This window comes from Streptomyces sp. NBC_01276 (genome assembly GCF_041435355.1).
GTDB lineage: Bacteria > Actinomycetota > Actinomycetes > Streptomycetales > Streptomycetaceae > Streptomyces.
Window position 1 is genome coordinate 5,499,633 of the sequence record NZ_CP108442.1, and the last position, 16,185, is coordinate 5,515,817.

General features: G+C 73.0%; 14 protein-coding genes. 7 read left to right on the forward strand and 7 right to left on the reverse strand.

Going from position 1 to position 16,185, the window contains the following annotated elements; genetic code table 11:
- The first annotated feature begins 89 nt into the window (after positions 1–89).
- The 5 genes from OG295_RS24675 to OG295_RS24695 all read left to right on the forward strand — a co-directional run bounded on the left by OG295_RS24675 (position 90) and on the right by OG295_RS24695 (position 6,896).
- Complete coding sequence (locus OG295_RS24675; protein ID WP_371678850.1) at positions 90–2,123, forward strand: hypothetical protein; 2,034 nt, start codon at positions 90–92, stop codon at positions 2,121–2,123.
- A gap of 102 nt (positions 2,124–2,225) precedes the next feature.
- A complete protein-coding gene (gene pelF, locus OG295_RS24680) occupies positions 2,226–3,740 on the forward strand; it encodes a GT4 family glycosyltransferase PelF (RefSeq protein WP_371678851.1) in 1,515 nt (504 codons plus the stop codon).
- Entirely contained in the window at positions 3,737–5,356 is a 1,620-nt protein-coding gene (locus tag OG295_RS24685) for a hypothetical protein (RefSeq protein WP_371678852.1), read from the forward strand. Before pelF ends, OG295_RS24685 begins: the two co-directional genes overlap by 4 nt.
- Positions 5,357–5,394: 38 nt before the next feature.
- Positions 5,395–6,048 (forward strand): spherulation-specific family 4 protein, encoded by a 654-nt coding sequence (locus tag OG295_RS24690; RefSeq protein ID WP_371681293.1) that lies wholly within the window; start codon positions 5,395–5,397, stop codon positions 6,046–6,048.
- Positions 6,045–6,896: an endo alpha-1,4 polygalactosaminidase gene (locus OG295_RS24695; protein WP_371678853.1), complete on the forward strand. Its 852-nt coding sequence runs from the start codon at positions 6,045–6,047 to the stop codon at positions 6,894–6,896. Before OG295_RS24690 ends, OG295_RS24695 begins: the two co-directional genes overlap by 4 nt.
- A 7-nt stretch (positions 6,897–6,903) precedes the next feature.
- Here OG295_RS24695 and OG295_RS24700 read toward each other — a convergent pair whose 3' ends face one another.
- The 5 genes from OG295_RS24700 to OG295_RS24720 form a co-directional block, all read right to left on the reverse strand.
- Complete coding sequence (locus OG295_RS24700; protein WP_371681294.1) at positions 6,904–8,082, reverse strand: sensor histidine kinase; 1,179 nt, start codon at positions 8,080–8,082, stop codon at positions 6,904–6,906.
- An 83-nt stretch (positions 8,083–8,165) separates the two neighbouring features.
- Positions 8,166–8,816 (reverse strand): hypothetical protein, encoded by a 651-nt coding sequence (locus OG295_RS24705; protein WP_371678854.1) that lies wholly within the window; start codon positions 8,814–8,816, stop codon positions 8,166–8,168.
- Positions 8,817–8,869: 53 nt separating this feature from the next.
- Entirely contained in the window at positions 8,870–10,753 is a 1,884-nt protein-coding gene (locus OG295_RS24710; RefSeq protein WP_371678855.1) for a phosphatidylglycerol lysyltransferase domain-containing protein, read from the reverse strand.
- 80 nt (positions 10,754–10,833) lie between these two features.
- A complete protein-coding gene (gene cobT / locus OG295_RS24715) occupies positions 10,834–11,901 on the reverse strand; it encodes a nicotinate-nucleotide--dimethylbenzimidazole phosphoribosyltransferase (RefSeq protein ID WP_371678856.1) in 1,068 nt (355 codons plus the stop codon).
- A 66-nt stretch (positions 11,902–11,967) separates the two neighbouring features.
- A complete protein-coding gene (locus OG295_RS24720) occupies positions 11,968–13,182 on the reverse strand; it encodes a bifunctional adenosylcobinamide kinase/adenosylcobinamide-phosphate guanylyltransferase (protein ID WP_371678857.1) in 1,215 nt (404 codons plus the stop codon).
- Between the two features lie 103 nt (positions 13,183–13,285).
- Here OG295_RS24720 and OG295_RS24725 point away from each other — a divergent pair, with 103 nt between their 5' ends.
- Positions 13,286–13,495, forward strand: a complete 210-nt coding sequence (locus OG295_RS24725) for a hypothetical protein (RefSeq protein WP_371678858.1) — start codon at positions 13,286–13,288, stop codon at positions 13,493–13,495.
- A 246-nt stretch (positions 13,496–13,741) separates the two neighbouring features.
- Here OG295_RS24725 and OG295_RS24730 read toward each other — a convergent pair whose 3' ends face one another.
- Positions 13,742–14,449: a class I SAM-dependent methyltransferase gene (locus OG295_RS24730; protein ID WP_371678859.1), complete on the reverse strand. Its 708-nt coding sequence runs from the start codon at positions 14,447–14,449 to the stop codon at positions 13,742–13,744.
- Positions 14,450–14,526: 77 nt separating this feature from the next.
- Positions 14,527–15,135, reverse strand: a complete 609-nt coding sequence (locus tag OG295_RS24735) for a DUF3043 domain-containing protein (RefSeq protein WP_371678860.1) — start codon at positions 15,133–15,135, stop codon at positions 14,527–14,529.
- Between the two features lie 253 nt (positions 15,136–15,388).
- Here OG295_RS24735 and OG295_RS24740 point away from each other — a divergent pair, with 253 nt between their 5' ends.
- Positions 15,389–16,183 (forward strand): PspA/IM30 family protein, encoded by a 795-nt coding sequence (locus OG295_RS24740; RefSeq protein ID WP_371678861.1) that lies wholly within the window; start codon positions 15,389–15,391, stop codon positions 16,181–16,183.
- Positions 16,184–16,185 lie beyond the last annotated feature (2 nt).

The window sequence follows — 16,185 nt, forward strand, 5'->3', positions numbered from 1 at the left end:
GTCCCTTTGCATGATTTCCACAGAGCCTCCCCGGCCCGGCCTTCCGCCTTGGGCCGCCGCCGAGGGACGCCTGCGGGGGGAAGGCCGAAATGGTCAACAAGAACCGGATGAACAGGGCCGCCGCGGCGATGGCCGCAGCAGCCCTGATGGCGGTCGCGGTACCCGCGGCGACCGCCCAGGCGGCGACCGTCGCACCGCGCATCGACCTGAAGGTGCTGGTCGTCGACGACGGCGGCGGCGCCGTCCAGGCGCTCACCGCCGAGCTCCGCGACACCGGAGTCCCGTACACCCGCGTCGACCTGAGCAGCGCGAGCCGCCCGGTGATCGACGCGGCGTTCCTCAGCGACACGGTCTCCGGCCGTCCGCGAGCGAAGTTCCAGGGGGTCATCCTGCCGAACGAGAACCCGTTCGGCGCGGGCTCGGCCGAGCTCGCCGCCCTCACCGCGTACGAGACGACGTACGGCATCCGCCAGGTCGACGCCTACACCTGGGCGCACCCCGAGGTCGGCCTGGAGTACACCGACAACGGCGGTTACGGCGGCACGCTCGACGGCACCCAGGCCGCCGTCACCACCGCGGGGAAGGCGGGTCCCTTCGGGTACCTGCAGGGTCAGGTCGCCTTCGAGGACAACTCTCCGCTCATCATGGAGAGCTACGGGTTCATGGCGCAGCCGCGCGCCGGCTACACCAGCTACCTGGACGCCCCCGTCCCCGGCGGCACCGGGCGGGCCTCGCTCCTCGGCGAGTACACCCACGACGGGCGCAGCGAACTGGTCGCCACCTTCGCCTACAACCAGTACCAGCAGCAGTTCCGGCTGCTGGCCCGGGGCATCGTCGAGTGGCTCACCCAGGGCGTCCACCTCGGCCAGGAGCGCAACTACTTCGCGGTCCACGTCGACGACGTCTTCGCCCCGGACGCCCGCTGGGACAAGACCCTCAACTGCACGCCCGGCGACTACGCCTGCGCGGGCGGCGAGGGCAAGGAGAGCACCATCCGCATGACCGCCGCCGACGCCCAGTACGCGGCGCAGTGGCAGACGAGCAAGAACTTCAAGCTCGACATGCTCTTCAACGCCGGCGCCGGGGAGGAGTGGAAGACCGAGAACGGCGGCACCGACGCCCTGACCGCGCAACTGGTCGCGGACCGGGCCAAGTACCGGTGGATGAACCACACCTACACCCACCTCTTCCTCGGCTGCACCCAGGACACCTCCATCACCCCCTGGACCTGCACGAAGAACGCCCAGGGCGCGACGAACTGGATGAGCCGCGCCGACATCTCCGCCCAGATCCGCGACAACAACAACTGGGCCGCCTCGCACGGCATCGCCACCGACCGGACCGAGATCGTCACCGGCGAGCACTCCGGTCTCAAGACCCTCCCCCAGCAGCCCACGGACAACCCCAACCTGGCGGGCGCCTTCGCCGACAACGGCGTGAAATGGGCGGGCAGCGACAACTCCCGCGAACCCGCGCAGCGTGCCGTCGGAGCCGCCCTGACCGTCCCGCGCTACCCGATGAACGTGTACTACAACACGGGCACCAACGCGGAGATGGCCGACGAGTACAACTGGATCTACACCAGCCGGGCCGACGGCGGCAGCGGCCTCTGCGAGGACAACCCGGCGACCTCGACCTGTCTGCCGGCCCCGCTCGACGTGAACACCGGCTACCAGGACTACATCGTCCCGGCCGAGGCGCGGACCGCCCTGCGCCACGTGCTCGCCAACGACCCGAAACCGCACTACGTCCACCAGTCCAACCTGGCCGAGGACCGCACCCTGTACCCGGTGCTCAACCAGGTCCTCGACACCTACCGCTCGCTGTACGCGACCAGCGCGCCGATCGTCAACCAGAGCATGAAGGACTCCGGGGTCGAGCTGAGCCGCCGCGCCGCCTGGGACAAGGCGGTCGCCAACAACCAGGTCACCGCCTACCGCATCGGCAAGGACGTCACCGTCAAGGCGCCCTCGGGCGTGGTCGCCCCGGTCACCGCACCCAACGGGACCAAGAAGCAGCTCCTGCTCGGCACGGCGGACTTCGGCACCGCCTACGCCGGCACCCGTTCCGCCTGGACGTCTCCCGACCTGCTCCAGTCGGCGGTCACCCTGAAGCTCGCCTGACCCGACGGCCGGAACGCCTGCCGGCCGTCACGCGTACCACCTAGCGCCGGCGCTCCAACCCACGGGCGCCGGCCCCTTTTCCGTCCTGGGGGGACACACCGCATGAGCCATGGGCGTCATGTCACCATGCTCACCGAAGGCACCTATCCACACGTCCACGGGGGCGTCAGCACCTGGTGCGACCAGCTCGTCCGCGGCATGCCGGAGGTCGACTTCAACGTCATAGCCCTGACCGGCTCCGGACGTGAGCCGGTCACCTGGGAACTGCCGCGCAACGTCTACCGGCACACCTCCTTCCCGCTCTGGGGCCCGCCGCCCTCCCGGACCCGCCGGTCCGCGCTGCGGGGCAAGGCCCACCGCCGTTTCGCCGCCCTCTACGAGACCTTCCTGCTCTCGCTGATCGACCCCGCGCACGGCGGTTTCTCCGAGGCCCTCGGCGAGTTCGCCCGCCTCGCCCGGGCCGGCCGCCTCACCCCGGCCCTGCGCTCCGAGTCGGTGCTCCGCCTCCTGATGGACGTCTGGACCCGGCCCGGCCTGGTCACCGCCCGGGCCGAACCCACCGTCCACGACGCGCTCACCGCCACCGACCTGCTGGAACACGCCCTGCGCCCGCTGTCCGTGCGGATCCCGCCCGACAGCGTCGCCCACGCCGTGAGCAGCGGCCTCGCGACCCTCCCGGCCCTCGCCGCCAAACGCCTCGACCAGGTGCCGTTCCTCCTCACCGAGCACGGCATCTACCTGCGCGAGCGCTACCTCGGCTACCGCACCGCCGCCCAGCGCTGGCCCGTCAAGGCCCTGATGCTGGGCTTCTACCGGGAGCTGAACTCCGAGGGGTACCGGCAGGCCGACCTGATCACCCCCGTCAACCAGTACAACCGCCGCTGGGAGGAGCGCGGGGGCGCCGACGCCGAGCGGATCCGCACCGTCTACAACGGGGTCGATCCGCACGCCTTCCCCGAGGCCGGGCCCGAACCCGAGGTCCCCACCCTCAGCTGGTGCGGCCGCATCGACCCGATCAAGGACCTCGAAACCCTCATCCGCGCCTACGCGTTCATGCGCCGGGAGCTGCCCGCCCTGCGCCTGCGCCTCTTCGGGCCGGTCCCGGCGGGCTGCGAGGAGTACCGGCTGCGCCTGGAGAAGCTCGCCGCCGAACTCGGCGTCGGCGACGGGATCAGCTACGAGGGGCGCATCGCCGAGGTCGCCAAGGCGTACGCGGCGGGCAGCGTCGTGATGCTCTCCTCCATCAGCGAGGGCTTCCCCTTCAGCATCATCGAGGCCATGTCCTGCGGGCGCACCACCGTCTCCACGGACGTCGGGGGCGTCCGCGAGGCCGTCGGGGACACCGGGCTCGTCGTCCCGCCCCGCGAACCCGAGACCATGGCCCGCGCCACCCTGGCCCTGCTGCGCGACGACGAGCGCCGGGCCGAGCTCGGCCGGTCGTCCCGCAAACGGGTCGTCGAGAAGTTCACCCTCCACCAGTCCGTCGACGGCTTCCGGCACATCTACCGGGAACTCGCCGGGCAGCCCGTCCTGCCCGTCCGTGCGGGCGACGACTGGACCCAGCGGCTCGCGGACCCCTGGTACCGCGAACTCGCCGCGGACGGGAGCCTGTGGTGAGCGGATCGCTCTGGCTCAGGCCCCCCGGACCGGAGGGCGGCTGGGTCCACGTCGGCCACGCCGCCGCCGCGGGCCGCGGGAGCGGCGGCCCCGGCGCGGGGGCCGGCCGCACCGACACCCTCCCCGCCGTCCCCCGGCCCCGGCGCACCGGTCCGGGGGCGGTGGCCGCCGCCGATCCCATGGACGAACTCGCCGACCGCCTCGGCGCGTTCATCGCCGCCGCCGTGCACCCCGACGAGATCGCCGCCGTCCTCGAATCCGACGGCATGAACGACGAGTACATCCGCCTGACCTACGGCCGCCACGACTCCTTCGCCCTCGCCGAGGAGCTCTACGCCCGCGTCCCGCGCTCCTTCCCGGAACCGGACGAGGTCACCGACCCCTGGAAGGTCTCCCTCACCGCCTGCCTGCTCCGCGGGGTGATCTTCGTCCTGCCCGGTCTCGCCTACGTCCTGGGCGCCCCCCTCCTCGAAGGCCCCCCGGACCGGCTCGGACTGCCCGCCGGCACCCTGACCCTGCTCGCCGGGGCCCTCATCGGCTGGGTCTGGGACCAGACCCTGTCCCACCGCGCCTACTCCTGGCTCGGCCTCGGCGACCGGGCCGCCGCCCGGCGGACCCTGCTCGCCGGAGCCCCGGCCGGGGCGCTGCTGGGCACCGCCGCCGCGCTCGCCGTCCCCGGCGGCCCGCCGTTCTCGTACGGCTTCGCCGCCGGCCAGGCCCTGTACGTCGGGGCCGCCACCGTCCTGCTGGTGCTCGGCCGCGAGCGGGCGCTGCTCGCCGCGCTCGGCCCGATGGCCGCGGGGGCGGTGCTCTCCCTCTTCACGGACCTGCCCGTGCCGCTCCGGGTGGCCCTGCTCGCCGTGTCCCTGCTGGCCGCCTGCACGCTCGCCCTGCGCGAACTCCCGGTCGAACGGGGCGTACGGGCCGCCGTGCGCCGGATCCGCGGCCGGCTCCGGAGCCGGCCCGGCGAACGGGGCCCGGTGCGCTGGCGGATGCTGCGCGGCGCCGAGGAGGACCACGCCCGGCGCGGCCCCCGGATCGGGGACTCGGTGCCCTACGGGGTCTTCGGCCTCGGCACCGGCCTGCTCGTGCTGTACGCCGCGCTGGGGGAGGTGCTCTCCGGCGGCCCCGCCGAGGCGGTCGCCGCGCCCTCCGCGGTGGCCCTCACCCTCAGCATGGGCCCCGCCGAGTGGCTGCTGCACCGCTTCCGCAGCGGCAGCCTCGCCGGGCTGCGGGCCGCCCGCTCGCCCCGGGCGTTCCGGCGCAGGATGCTCTCCACCCTGACCGGCTGCCTGGCCGTCTACCTGGCGGTGCTGCTCGCCCTCGGCGTCACGGGAACCCTGCTGTGGCCGCACGCCCCCGGCCTGACCTGGATCCGCGTCGCGACCCTGCTGCTCCTGGGCGCCGTGATGTGGACCGGACTGCTCCTGCAGTCCTTCGGCGCCGTCCGGCCCGCGGCCGTGGTCTGCGCCTGCGCCGCCGTCGCCCAGAGCCTGGCCCTGCTCGCCGGGGCGGGGCAGCCCCGGCTGGTGCAGCTCGTCGTGGCGGGCGGCGCCGCGGCGGCCCTGGCCGTCCTGGTGTGCCTGCTCCTCGGCAGGGCCACGGCCCACCGGTGAGCTCCGATCACGTGTCCGCGTACGAGGAGAAGGACCCCATGCTGCTGGTGCCGCTCTACGAGCACCCCGCCGACCGGCCCGAGGACTGGGAGCTGCTCATCCGCTCCGCGGGCCGGCTCCACTCCGTGGTGCTCAACCCCGACAGCGGTCCGGGCCGGGCCCCCGACGAACGGTTCGCCGACGTCTGCGCCCGGCTGCGGGACGCCGGCGTGCCCGTCCTCGGGTACGTCGACACGGACTACGGGCGCCGCCCGCACGCGGAGGTGGTCCAGGACCTGCTGCGCCACCGCGACTGGTACGCCACCGACGGGGCCTTCCTCGACCAGGCCGCCGCCGATCCCGGGCTGCTGCCCCACTACGGACGGCTCGCCGTCGCGGCCCGTGCCGCGGGGGCCCGTACGCTCGTCCTGAACCACGGCGTCCACCCGCACCCCGGGTACGTCGAACTCGCCGACCTGCTCGTCACCTTCGAGGGACCCTGGGACGCCTACCGCGACGCGGCGGCCGAGCCGCCCGCCTGGACCGCCGGCCACCCGGCCCGGACGTTCTGCCACCTCGTGTACGCGGTCCCGCCGGGCGCGCCCGCCGCGGAGCTCGCGGCGGTGCGCCGGGCCGGGGTGCACTGCGCGGTCCCCGGCACCGGCGCGCATCCCTGGGGGACCCTCCCGAACGCCCTGGAGGCAGCCGGATGAAGCGTTTCACCACCGGGCTCGCGGTCATCGCCGCCGGCGCCCTGCTCGTGCTCACCGGCTGCTCCTCCGAACCCGACGACGAGGAGACCCCCGAACCGGGACCCACCCCGTCCACGGCCGCCAGCCCGGTCCCCTCCCCGGCGCCGGGGGGCCGCTGGCAGCCGCTGCCCGGGACGGCCTGGCAGTGGCAGCTCAGCGGCGGGCTCGACGCCTCCGTGGACGTGCCCGTGTACGACATCGACGGGTTCCTCACCTCCAAGGAGGAGGTGGCCGGCCTGAAGAAGGCCGGCCGCCGCACCATCTGCTACATCTCCACCGGCGCCTGGGAGGACTTCCGCCCCGACTCCGGGGACTTCCCGAAGGACATGCTCGGCGAGGGCAACGGCTGGAAGGGCGAGCGGTGGATCGACGTCCGGCGCCTGGCCGACGTCGAGCGGCTGATGGCCAAGCGCTTCGACATGTGCCGCGACAAGGGCTTCGACGCCGTCGAACCGGACAACATGGACGCCTACAACAACGACTCCGGCTTCCCGGTGACCGCCGGTGACCAGCTGAAGTTCAACCGGATGATCGCGAAGCTCGCCCACGACCGGGGCCTGGCCGTCGGCCTCAAGAACGACCTCGACCAGATCCCGCAGCTGCTCGGCGACTACGACTTCGCGGTCAACGAGCAGTGCGCCCAGTACCGGGAGTGCGACGAGCTGACCCCGTTCATCCGGGCGGGCAAGGCCGTCTTCCACGTGGAGTACGAACTGTCCACGGACGAGTTCTGTCCGCGCTCGCGGGAGTTGAAGCTCAGCTCGCTGCAGAAGAAGCTCGAACTGGGCCCCTGGAGGAAGTCCTGTTAGCGCCGGGTCAGGCCACCGGCAGGATCGCGTGCACCCGGTAACCGCCCCCGTAGCGGGGGCCGGTGAAGCAGGAGCCGCCCAGGGCGCCCGCCCGCTCCCGCATGCCGAGCAGGCCGTGCCCGCCGCCCGGGTCCGTCGGCGCGGGGGCGGAGTCGGCCGAGTCCCCGCCGTCGTCCAGCACGGTCACCTCCACCGAGGCGCCCACCCGCACCACGCTGACCTCGGCCTTCGCTCCCGGGCCGGCGTGCTTGCGGACATTGGTCAGCGCTTCCTGGATCACCCGGTACGCCGCCAGGTCCACGGCGGCCGACAGCGGTTCGGCGTCCGCCCCCACCTGCATGAGCACGCGTACCGGAAGTCCGGAGTGCCGGAAGGTGTCCAGCAGTTCGTCCAGCAGGGCCAGCCCCGGAGCCGGTTCCGTCGGCGCCTCCGGATCGCCCGACTGCCGCAGCAGCCCCACCGTGGCGCGCAGCTCGTTCAGGGCGGAGCGGCTCGCGTCCCGTACGTGGGCCAGGGCCTCCTTCGCCTGGTCGGGCCGCTTGTCCATGACGTGCGCGGCCACCCCCGCCTGCACGTTGACCAGGGCGATGTGGTGGGCCACCACGTCGTGCAGGTCCCGGGCGATGCGCAGCCGCTCCTCGGCGACCCGCCGCCGGGCCTCCTCCTCGCGGGTCCGCTCGGCCCGCTCCGCCCGTTCCCGTATGGCGTCGATGAACGCCCTGCGGCTGCGCACCGCGTCCCCGGCGGCCGCGGCCATCCCGGTCCAGGCGAAGATGCCGATGTTCTCCTGCGCGTACCAGGGCAGCGGCCCGGCGAGCATCGCCACGCCGGTCAGCACGGCCATCGTCACGAGCCCGATCCGCCAGGTGGTCGGCCGGTCGGTACGGGAGGCCACCGTGTACAGGGCGATCACCGCGGACATCGCGACGGGCGCCCTCGGCTCCCCGGTGCTCAGCTCCAGCAGCGAGACCCCGCAGGCGACGGCCAGTACGGTCCACGGCCTGCGGCGGCGCAGCACCAGTGCCGCCGAGCCGATCAGCATCAGCAGCAGGGAGAACGGTTCGGGGGTGCGGGTCCCGAAGGTGGGCCCGTGCGGTCCGTGCGGATCGGCGAAGGACCCGACGACCATGGAGACGAACGCCCCGAACGCGAGCACGGCGTCGGTGGCGAGCGGGTGCGCCCGCATCCACAGCCGGGTGGGGGCGAAGGGCCCGAGGTCTGTCGTCACCCCGATACGGTACGGCCTGCCGGCCGGAGGGCAGGGTGCCGCTAAGGGACGGGCGGAGGCCTGCGGACGACCGCGGCGCGGGAGCGGGCGGGTCCCCACTTCGCGCGGACCGTGCACACGGCCATCACGGCGGCGATGGCCGCCAGGTGTTCCTTGCCCGCCAGGTTGTCCTTGAACAGCACCTCGCCGATCATCACGAGGATCACCAGCGACCCGGTGAAGTACGCCCGGTAGCGCCAGCAGACGTAGATCGCGAGGCCCACCACGGCCGCGGACGGGCCGGTGTCGTTGACGATCCGGTCGGACAGCGGCAGGCCGAAGGGGTGGTCGGGGCCCAGGGAGAGCCCGATCCGGGCGTAGGTGGTCCCGGCGAGGGTGGCGATGTAGCCGATCAGCAGGGTGCGCCACCAGCCGATGCAGATCTCCGAGATCCCGAACACCAGCAGGATCTGGGCGAGGGCCCCCCACACCGGCAGGTCGAGGGCGGGCACGAACAGTGACAGCGGCGTGCGCAGCACGGCGAGCCACAGGGGGTCGACGGCCTTGACGGACCCCAGGTCCTGGACGGGCTGGAAGCCCCACGACGTGTTCTGCACGACCTGGAAGAAGGAGGTCAGGCAGACGGCGCCGATGGTCATCGGGATCGCGCGCCACTTGTCGCGGACGAGCGCGTCCCGGATGGTCCAGAACATGGGGCCCCACTCCCGGCGGGCGAACCGCCGTAGTGGGGCCGTCGACCACGACGTCAACGAATCGTCTCCAGATGTCTGCGGTGCAGCCACTTCGGCAGGCCGGGTGCCTCCAGGAAGCCCTCGGCCCGGCCCGCCGCGACACCGATGCGCAGCAGGTCGGAACTCTTCTCGAAGAGCATGAACCGCGGCTCCCAGATCGGCCGGTATTTGGCGTTGGCCCGGTAGAGGGACTCGATCTGCCACCAACGGGAGAAGAAGCTCAGCAGGGAGCGCCACATGCGCAGCACCGGTCCGGCGCCGAGCTTGGACCCCCGCTCGAAGACGGAGCGGAACATCGCGAAGTTCAGTGAGACCTGTGTGACGCCGATCTCCTTGGAGCGTTCCAGGAGTTCGATGACCATGAACTCCATCAGGCCGTTCTCGGAGTCCCGGTCACGGCGCATCAGGTCGAGCGACAGGCCCTTGGGGCCCCACGGCACGAAGGACAGCACGGCCCGCAGGTCGCCGTTGCCGTCGGTGCACTCCAGCATCACGCACTGGCCGTCGTCGGGGTCGCCGAGGCGGCCCAGGGCCATGGAGAAGCCGCGCTCGGTCGCGCCGTCGCGCCAGTCGTCGGCCCTCTTGAGGAGGACGTCCATCTCCTCGGCCGGGATGTCGGCGTGGCGGCGGATGCGGACCGTGTACCCGGCCCGCTTGACCCGGTTGAAGGCCTGCCGGACGGTCCGCATCGCGCGGCCCTCCAGAGTGAACTCGTCGGTTTCCACGATGGCCTCGTCGCCGAGCTCCAGGGCGTCCAGTCCGTGCCGGGCGTAGATCTGTCCGGCCTCCTCGCTGGCGCCCATCACGGCCGGTACCCAGCCGTGCTCGCGGGCCTCGGCCAGCCACGGCTCGATCGCGCCCGGCCAGGCCTCGGGGTCGCCGATGGGGTCGCCGGAGGCCAGCGAGACCCCGCCGACGACGCGGTAGGTGACGGCGGCCTTGCCGGTGGGGGACCAGATCACGGACTTCTCGCGGCGCAGCGCGAAGTAGCCGAGCGAGTCGCGGTCGCCCTGCTTGGCGAGCAGCGCCCGCAGCCGCTCCTCGTCCTCGGGGGTGAGCGGGTCGACGGCGCGGCGCGAGCGGAAGGCCGCGAATAGCACGGCGAGCAGCAGCAGCATCGACATCACGTTGATGAAGACGTCCACCCAGGCGGGGGTGGTGATCGCGTTGTACGCCTTGTCGTCGGGCGCGAGCGTGATCAGCCGCATCACGCCGTACCGCCAGCGGGCCAGGAACGTCGCGTCGGCGCTGTCCGGGTCCGTGTTGGTGGCGCCCACCAGCAGGGCGGCGACCAGCGAGGTCAGCAGCAGGCCGACGGCGGCGACGGCGGTGGCCAGCTTCGGGTTCGAGCGGTCGCCCTTGGCGTAGAACTCGTGGCGGCCCACCAGCAGCGCGCCGACGAAGGCGGCCGTCAGGGCGAGCGAGACCCAGTTCTGCGCGTGGTCGCGGAACTCCGGGTAGCACAGGTTGAACTCGCCGCTCGTGCACGGGGCGAACGCGGCGACCGCGAAGGCCAGCAGCAGCATGCCGCTGACCACCAGGTTCAGGATCCACGCGGCCCGCTTGCGGCGGCCCATGGTCACCGCGAGCAGCATCGAGAACAGGCCGGACGCGAACCCGGCCGTCAGCAGGTACGGGGTGTAGAAGTCGGCGGTGTTGTGCCTGCGCAGGTCCTGCCCGAGCGAAAGCCACACCGCGCTGAGGAAGTTCACGAAGGTGACGGCCCGCAGGTACCAGACCGCGAAGGCGGCGCTGCGCCTCGACGAGGCGCTTCCTCTGCGGCTCTCGGCCTTCGCGGCGGGCTCGCCGCCGGACTCCTTCTTGTTGTTGGAACCCTTGCCGGAGGCCTGATCGAGGCTCCGGTCGGTGTCTGCGCTGGTCAAGCGGACCTCTCCCATGAAAAGCGATGATATGGGGCGTCACCGTCCACAGGCAGTGCGAGCACTGCGGACTGGTCAGGCCCGTAGTGCCCGGTGTCTCAGTCCGTCGGCTGTTCCACAGCCGCCCGCTCCGGAAGTTCCGCCGCGAGTGCGGCGGCCGCCTGGACCAGGGGGAGTGCCAGCAAGGCCCCGGTTCCTTCTCCCACTGTGACGCCGTGGTCGAGCACGGGGTTGAGTGCCATCCGGTCCAGGGCCTTGGCCTGGCCCGGTTCCCCGCTGGTCTGTCCGGCCAGCCACCAGTCCGGGGAGCGGAAGGCGGCCCGCTGGGCCACCAGTCCGCAGGCCGCCGAGACGACCCCGTCGAGGATGACCGGCGTACGGCGTACCGCGCACTGGAGGAGGAAGCCGGTGATCGCGGCGACGTCCGCGCCGCCGACCGCCGCCAGCAGTGCCATCTGGTCGCCGAGGACCGGGCGGGCCCGGCGCAGCGAGTCCCTGACGGCGGCGCACTTGCGCATCCAGGCCAGGTCGTCGATCGGCACCCCGCCGCGGCCGGTGACCACGGACGCGTCCGTTCCGCAGAGCGCGGCGACCAGCACGGCCGCCACGGTGGTGCCGCCCACGCCGATGTCGCCGAGGACGACCAGGTCCGTACCGGAGTCGGCCTCCTCGTCGGCGATCCGGATGCCCAGGCGCAGTGCGGCCTCGGCCTCCTGCGCCGTCAGCGCGTCCTCCACGTCGATCCGGCCGCTGCCGCGCCGTACGCGGTGCCGGGTCACGTCCTCGGGCAGCAGCCCGGGGTCGCAGTCCAGTCCGGCGTCCACGACGCGCACGCCCGCGCCGAGCCGCCCGGCCAGGATGGAGACCGGGCTGGTCCCCTCCAGGACGGAACGGACCAGCTCGTGGGTGCTGCCCGCGGCCCGTGCCGAGACACCCTGGGCGGCGATCCCGTGGTCGGCGGCGAACAGCACGACGCGCGGCCGGTCGATCGGCTTCACCGGGACCCGCCCCTGTGCGGCGGCCAGCCATTCGGCGAGGTCGTCGAGCCGTCCCAGCGCGCCGGGCGGCACGGCCAGCCGCTCACGGCGATCCTCGGCGTCACGCCGGACGCCCCCGTCGGGGCGTTCGATCAGATCGGAGAAGTCGTCGAGATTCAGCGTGGTCATCTGCCAGAGACTACAGCCGGTCAGGCCCTCCCTCAGGGGCGCTCCCGCCGATCCCCTGGCGGGCCGTCACCGGGGCTGCTCCTTGAGGGCGAGCGGCTGCCCCGCCACCACCAGCAGGACGTGCTCGCACTCGCCCGCCACCGCGTTGTTGAGGCGGCCCAGTTCGTCGCGGAACCGCCGTCCCGCCGCCGTCGCGGGGACCACGCCGGCGCCCACCTCGTTGCTGACGAGCACCACCCGGCGGCGCGTCGCGCGGACCGCCGCCACCAGGCCGGCCATCCGTTCGCGCAGTTCCTTCTGGCCGCCCGCCGCCCATACCGAGTCGTCCCAGGCGCCGGCCCGGTCCATTGCGTCGGTGAGCCACAGCGCGAGGCAGTCGATCAGCAGAGGGGGGCCGGCCCGCTCCAGCAGCGGCGCCAGCTCGCAGGTCTCCACCGTCCGCCAGCCGGCCGGACGCCGCTCGCGGTGCAGGCCGACGCGCTGGGCCCACTCCGCGTCACCGTCGCGGGTGCCGCCGGTGGCGACGTAGACCACCTCCGGGAAGGACTCCAGCCGTCGCTCCGCCTCGAAGGACTTGCCCGAGCGGGCACCGCCCAGCACCAGGGTGCGGCGCGGTACGTCCGGCACCGCGTGGTAGTCGCCCGCCACCACCGTGGTGCCGTCGGGCACCGCGCGGGCACCGGCGGCCGCGCACCGGCGTTCCAGTTCCCGGCCCGGCGGGGTGTCGTGGTCCACGTGCACGGCGATCACGTCGGTGGCCGGGCCGACGGCACCGCTCGCGCGCAGCCGGGCCAGGGCCTCGGGGCGGCCGAGCACGTCCGCGAAGACCACGTCGTACGCGCGCCGCGCCGTCGTCCCGTTGGTGCCGGCCGGCGCCCCGCCCGGTGGCAGGTACAGCAGCCGGCTCCCGTCCGGGCCGGTGACCTCGTACCCGGTGCCCGGCGAATCCATCGGCACCGCCCGCACCCGGTGCCCGCTGATCACCGCGAGCTCCCGCCCGTCCGGCACCCGGCCCGCGGCGGGCAGTCCGGGCGGCAGCTCGACGGGCGGCCCGTCGTGCGGGTGCGTCAGCAGCACCTGCCGTACGCCGGCCAGCGAATGCCCCGCGCGGGCCCCGGCCAGCACCGCCCCGGGCGTCAGGTCCAGCAGCAGCGCGCCGTCCACGAGGACGGCGGTCGCGGCGCGGGCGAGCGTGCCCACGGAGACCGCGCAGGCGGCGCAGGGACAGCCGGGGCGGGGCAGTCCTTCGGGGGTTCCGGTGCCGAGCAAGGTGAGTTCCACACAGAGATCCTCCCGCGTCGCCGGTACTGGTGCGCGTCCGGTTACTCTGCGGGCACACTCATGCCGAGAAGTGTGAGATCGCGTGCGAGCAACGGAGGCGGACATGGTGTGGACATGGCGGTTCGAGAAGGCCGACGGCGCCGAGACGACCCCGGCGGTGGAACCGGAGGAGTTCACCACCCAGGGGGACGCCGAATCCTGGATCGGCGAGGTCTGGAAGGAGCTCCTCGACGGGGGCGCGGACCGGGTCACCCTCTTCGAGGACGACACGGAGATCTACAGGATGAGCCTCAGCGCGGCCGCCGAGGCGTGAGCCGCCGGGCGGGCCCGGGACGGCCAGGGGGCCGTCCCGGGCCCGCCCGGCGTTCGAGGCGGGTGCGGGGCGCGGACGGGGTCTAGGGGGTGTCTGACGGATCTCCGCGGCGTCGCGACGCCCGGCACGCACTCTCGCCGCACCGACCGAAAGCCCAAGTACGTCCAGTACGCGGGCTTCCGGTCGGCACGCCGAGAGCACGCACCGGACGCCGCTCCTTCCCCACGGACATCCGTCAGACACCCCCTAGCCCCGGACCCCGCACAGGTGCAGGAGCGCCGCCACCGACCGGTAGGGGTCGGTCCGTCCGGCACGTTCCTCGGCGGCGAGCAGCTCTTCGAGTTCCTCGTCCGGCGGGAGTTCCGCGCCGGCCTCGGTGCCGTCGGTGAAGACCCGTACGCCGTACCAGGTGGAGAGCGGCGCGCCGATGCCGGACAGGGTGGCCGTCAGATCGGCCAGCCGGTCGGCGCGCACGTCCAGACCGAGCCGGTTCGTGTAGTCGACGGTGTCGAAGGCCGCGAGCGCCCCGGACCAGTCCCCGGCCAGCCCCGGCCGCAGCGCGAGGGCGTCACCGTTGCGCACCAGCAGGGACAGCAGGCCGCCCGGAGCCAGCATGCGGGCCAGCCCGGCGAGCATCGCGTCGGCCTCGGGGACGTACATCAGCACCCCGTGGCACAGCACCACGTCGAAGCTGCCCGGCACGAAGTGGGCGCCCGTCTCGCGGCCGTCGCCCTCTAACAGCTGGACGCGGTCACGGATCCCGGCCGGCTCGGCGGCCAGCGCCGCGTGCGCGACCGCCAGCATGTCGGGGTCCTGCTCCAGGCCGGTGACCTTGTGGCCGGCGCGGGCGAGGCGCAGGGCCTGTGTGCCCTGGCCCATGCCGACGTCGAGGACGCGCAGCCGCTGCCCGACCGGGAAGCGGTGCGTGATCTGTTCCTCGACCTGCCGGCCCACCAGTTCCTGCCGGACCGCGTTGCGCAGTCCGCCCAGCCCTTCGAGCCAGAGCCGGGCCCCCTGTGCGAAGTCCTCGCTCAGGGCCGTTCCCCGCGCTTGACCTGCGGCTTGGGCAGGCGCAGCCGGCGCATCTGGAGGGTGCGCATCAGGCCGTACGCGATCGCGCCGCGGCGCGGCTCGTTCGCGAAGCGCTCGTTCAGCGCCTTGCGGAGGCGGAACGCGAGGCCGATGGAGTCGAGGATGATCAGGACGATCACGCCGAGCCACAGCATCAGCGAGATGTTCTGGATCTGGTTCACCCGGATCATGCTCATCACCAGGATGATCACTGCCAGCGGCAGGAACATCTCGGCGACCGAGAAGCGGGAGTCCACGAAGTCGCGGACGAAGCGGCGGACGGGACCCTTGTCACGGGCGGGCAGGTACCGCTCGTCGCCGTTGGCCAGCGCCTCGCGCTGCTTGGCCATCTCTTCCCGGCGGCGTTCACGGGCTCGCTTGGCGTCCTCCTTGCGGTTGCCGGTCGAGGCCACGACGGCCTTGCGCTGCGACTGGGCCACAGCACGCTTCGGCGTCGGGCGGCCCTTCGGGGCCTGCGGGTCACGGGGCTGCGAGAGGTCGGCGCTCGCCTTGTCGGCGGCGGCGGCCTTCTCTTCCTTGGAGGAGCGGCTACCAAACACAAAACCCAAGCGTACGTGGTCGGGGCCACGGGCCCCACCTCCGCGGGGAACGATCCGGCAACGGCGGGCGTCTTCCCAGTGCGGGGGTTCCGCCGGTCTCGGGGATCACCTACTCCTTACGCCTGACACGGCGCCGGGGTACTCGTCCTGGAGGAGGAGCGCATCCGTACTCGAACAGTGCGGTAATGGAGACAGGGCCCGTACTGTGGGTCCTGTCGGTGACCTGGAGCACAGTCCGTCTAGAAGGGGGCGCGCGAAGCCCATGAGCGGTGTCATGAAGCGTATGGGGATGATCTTCCGCGCGAAGGCGAACAAGGCCCTTGACCGGGCCGAGGACCCGCGCGAGACCCTCGACTACTCGTACCAGAAGCAGCTGGAGCTGCTGCAGAAGGTGCGCCGCGGGGTCGCCGACGTGGCGACCTCCCGCAAGCGCCTGGAGCTGCAGCTCAACCAGCTCCAGGGCCAGTCCGCCAAGCTGGAGGACCAGGGCCGCAAGGCCCTCGCCCTGGGCCGCGAGGACCTGGCGCGCGAGGCCCTGTCCCGCCGCGCCTCGCTCCAGCAGCAGGTCAGCGACCTGGAGGTGCAGCACCAGACCCTGCAGGGCGAGGAGGAGAAGCTGACGCTCGCCGCGCAGCGCCTGCAGGCCAAGGTGGACGCCTTCCGGACGAAGAAGGAGACCATCAAGGCCACCTACACGGCCGCGCAGGCGCAGACCCGCATCGCGGAGTCCTTCTCCGGCATCTCGGAGGAGATGAGCGACGTCGGCCTGGCCATCCAGCGGGCCGAGGACAAGACCGCCCAGCTCCAGGCCCGCGCCGGTGCGATCGACGAGCTGCTGGCCTCCGGCGCCCTCGACGACCAGAGCGGTCTCGGTTCCAAGGACGACATCCAGGCCGAGCTGGACCGCCTCTCCGGCGGCACGGACGTGGAGCTGGAGCTCCAGCGGATGAAGGCCGAGCTGACGGGCGGCCCGTCGGCGCAGCAGCAGGCCATCGAGGGCGGCGCCCCCGGCACGGGCCAGCCGTCGCAGACCCAGCACCGGTTCGACAAGCAGTAGGA

Coding starts and splice junctions, on each gene's coding strand:
- OG295_RS24675 (WP_371678850.1), top strand. CDS start 90: ATGGTCAACAAGAACCGGATGAACAGGGCCGCCGCGGCGATGGCCGCA.
- pelF (WP_371678851.1), top strand. CDS start 2,226: ATGAGCCATGGGCGTCATGTCACCATGCTCACCGAAGGCACCTATCCA.
- OG295_RS24690 (WP_371681293.1), top strand. CDS start 5,395: ATGCTGCTGGTGCCGCTCTACGAGCACCCCGCCGACCGGCCCGAGGAC.
- OG295_RS24695 (WP_371678853.1), top strand. CDS start 6,045: ATGAAGCGTTTCACCACCGGGCTCGCGGTCATCGCCGCCGGCGCCCTG.
- OG295_RS24700 (WP_371681294.1), bottom strand. CDS start 8,082: ATGCGGGCGCACCCGCTCGCCACCGACGCCGTGCTCGCGTTCGGGGCG.
- OG295_RS24705 (WP_371678854.1), bottom strand. CDS start 8,816: ATGTTCTGGACCATCCGGGACGCGCTCGTCCGCGACAAGTGGCGCGCG.
- OG295_RS24710 (WP_371678855.1), bottom strand. CDS start 10,753: ATGGGAGAGGTCCGCTTGACCAGCGCAGACACCGACCGGAGCCTCGAT.
- cobT (WP_371678856.1), bottom strand. CDS start 11,901: ATGACCACGCTGAATCTCGACGACTTCTCCGATCTGATCGAACGCCCC.
- OG295_RS24725 (WP_371678858.1), top strand. CDS start 13,286: ATGGTGTGGACATGGCGGTTCGAGAAGGCCGACGGCGCCGAGACGACC.
- OG295_RS24740 (WP_371678861.1), top strand. CDS start 15,389: ATGAGCGGTGTCATGAAGCGTATGGGGATGATCTTCCGCGCGAAGGCG.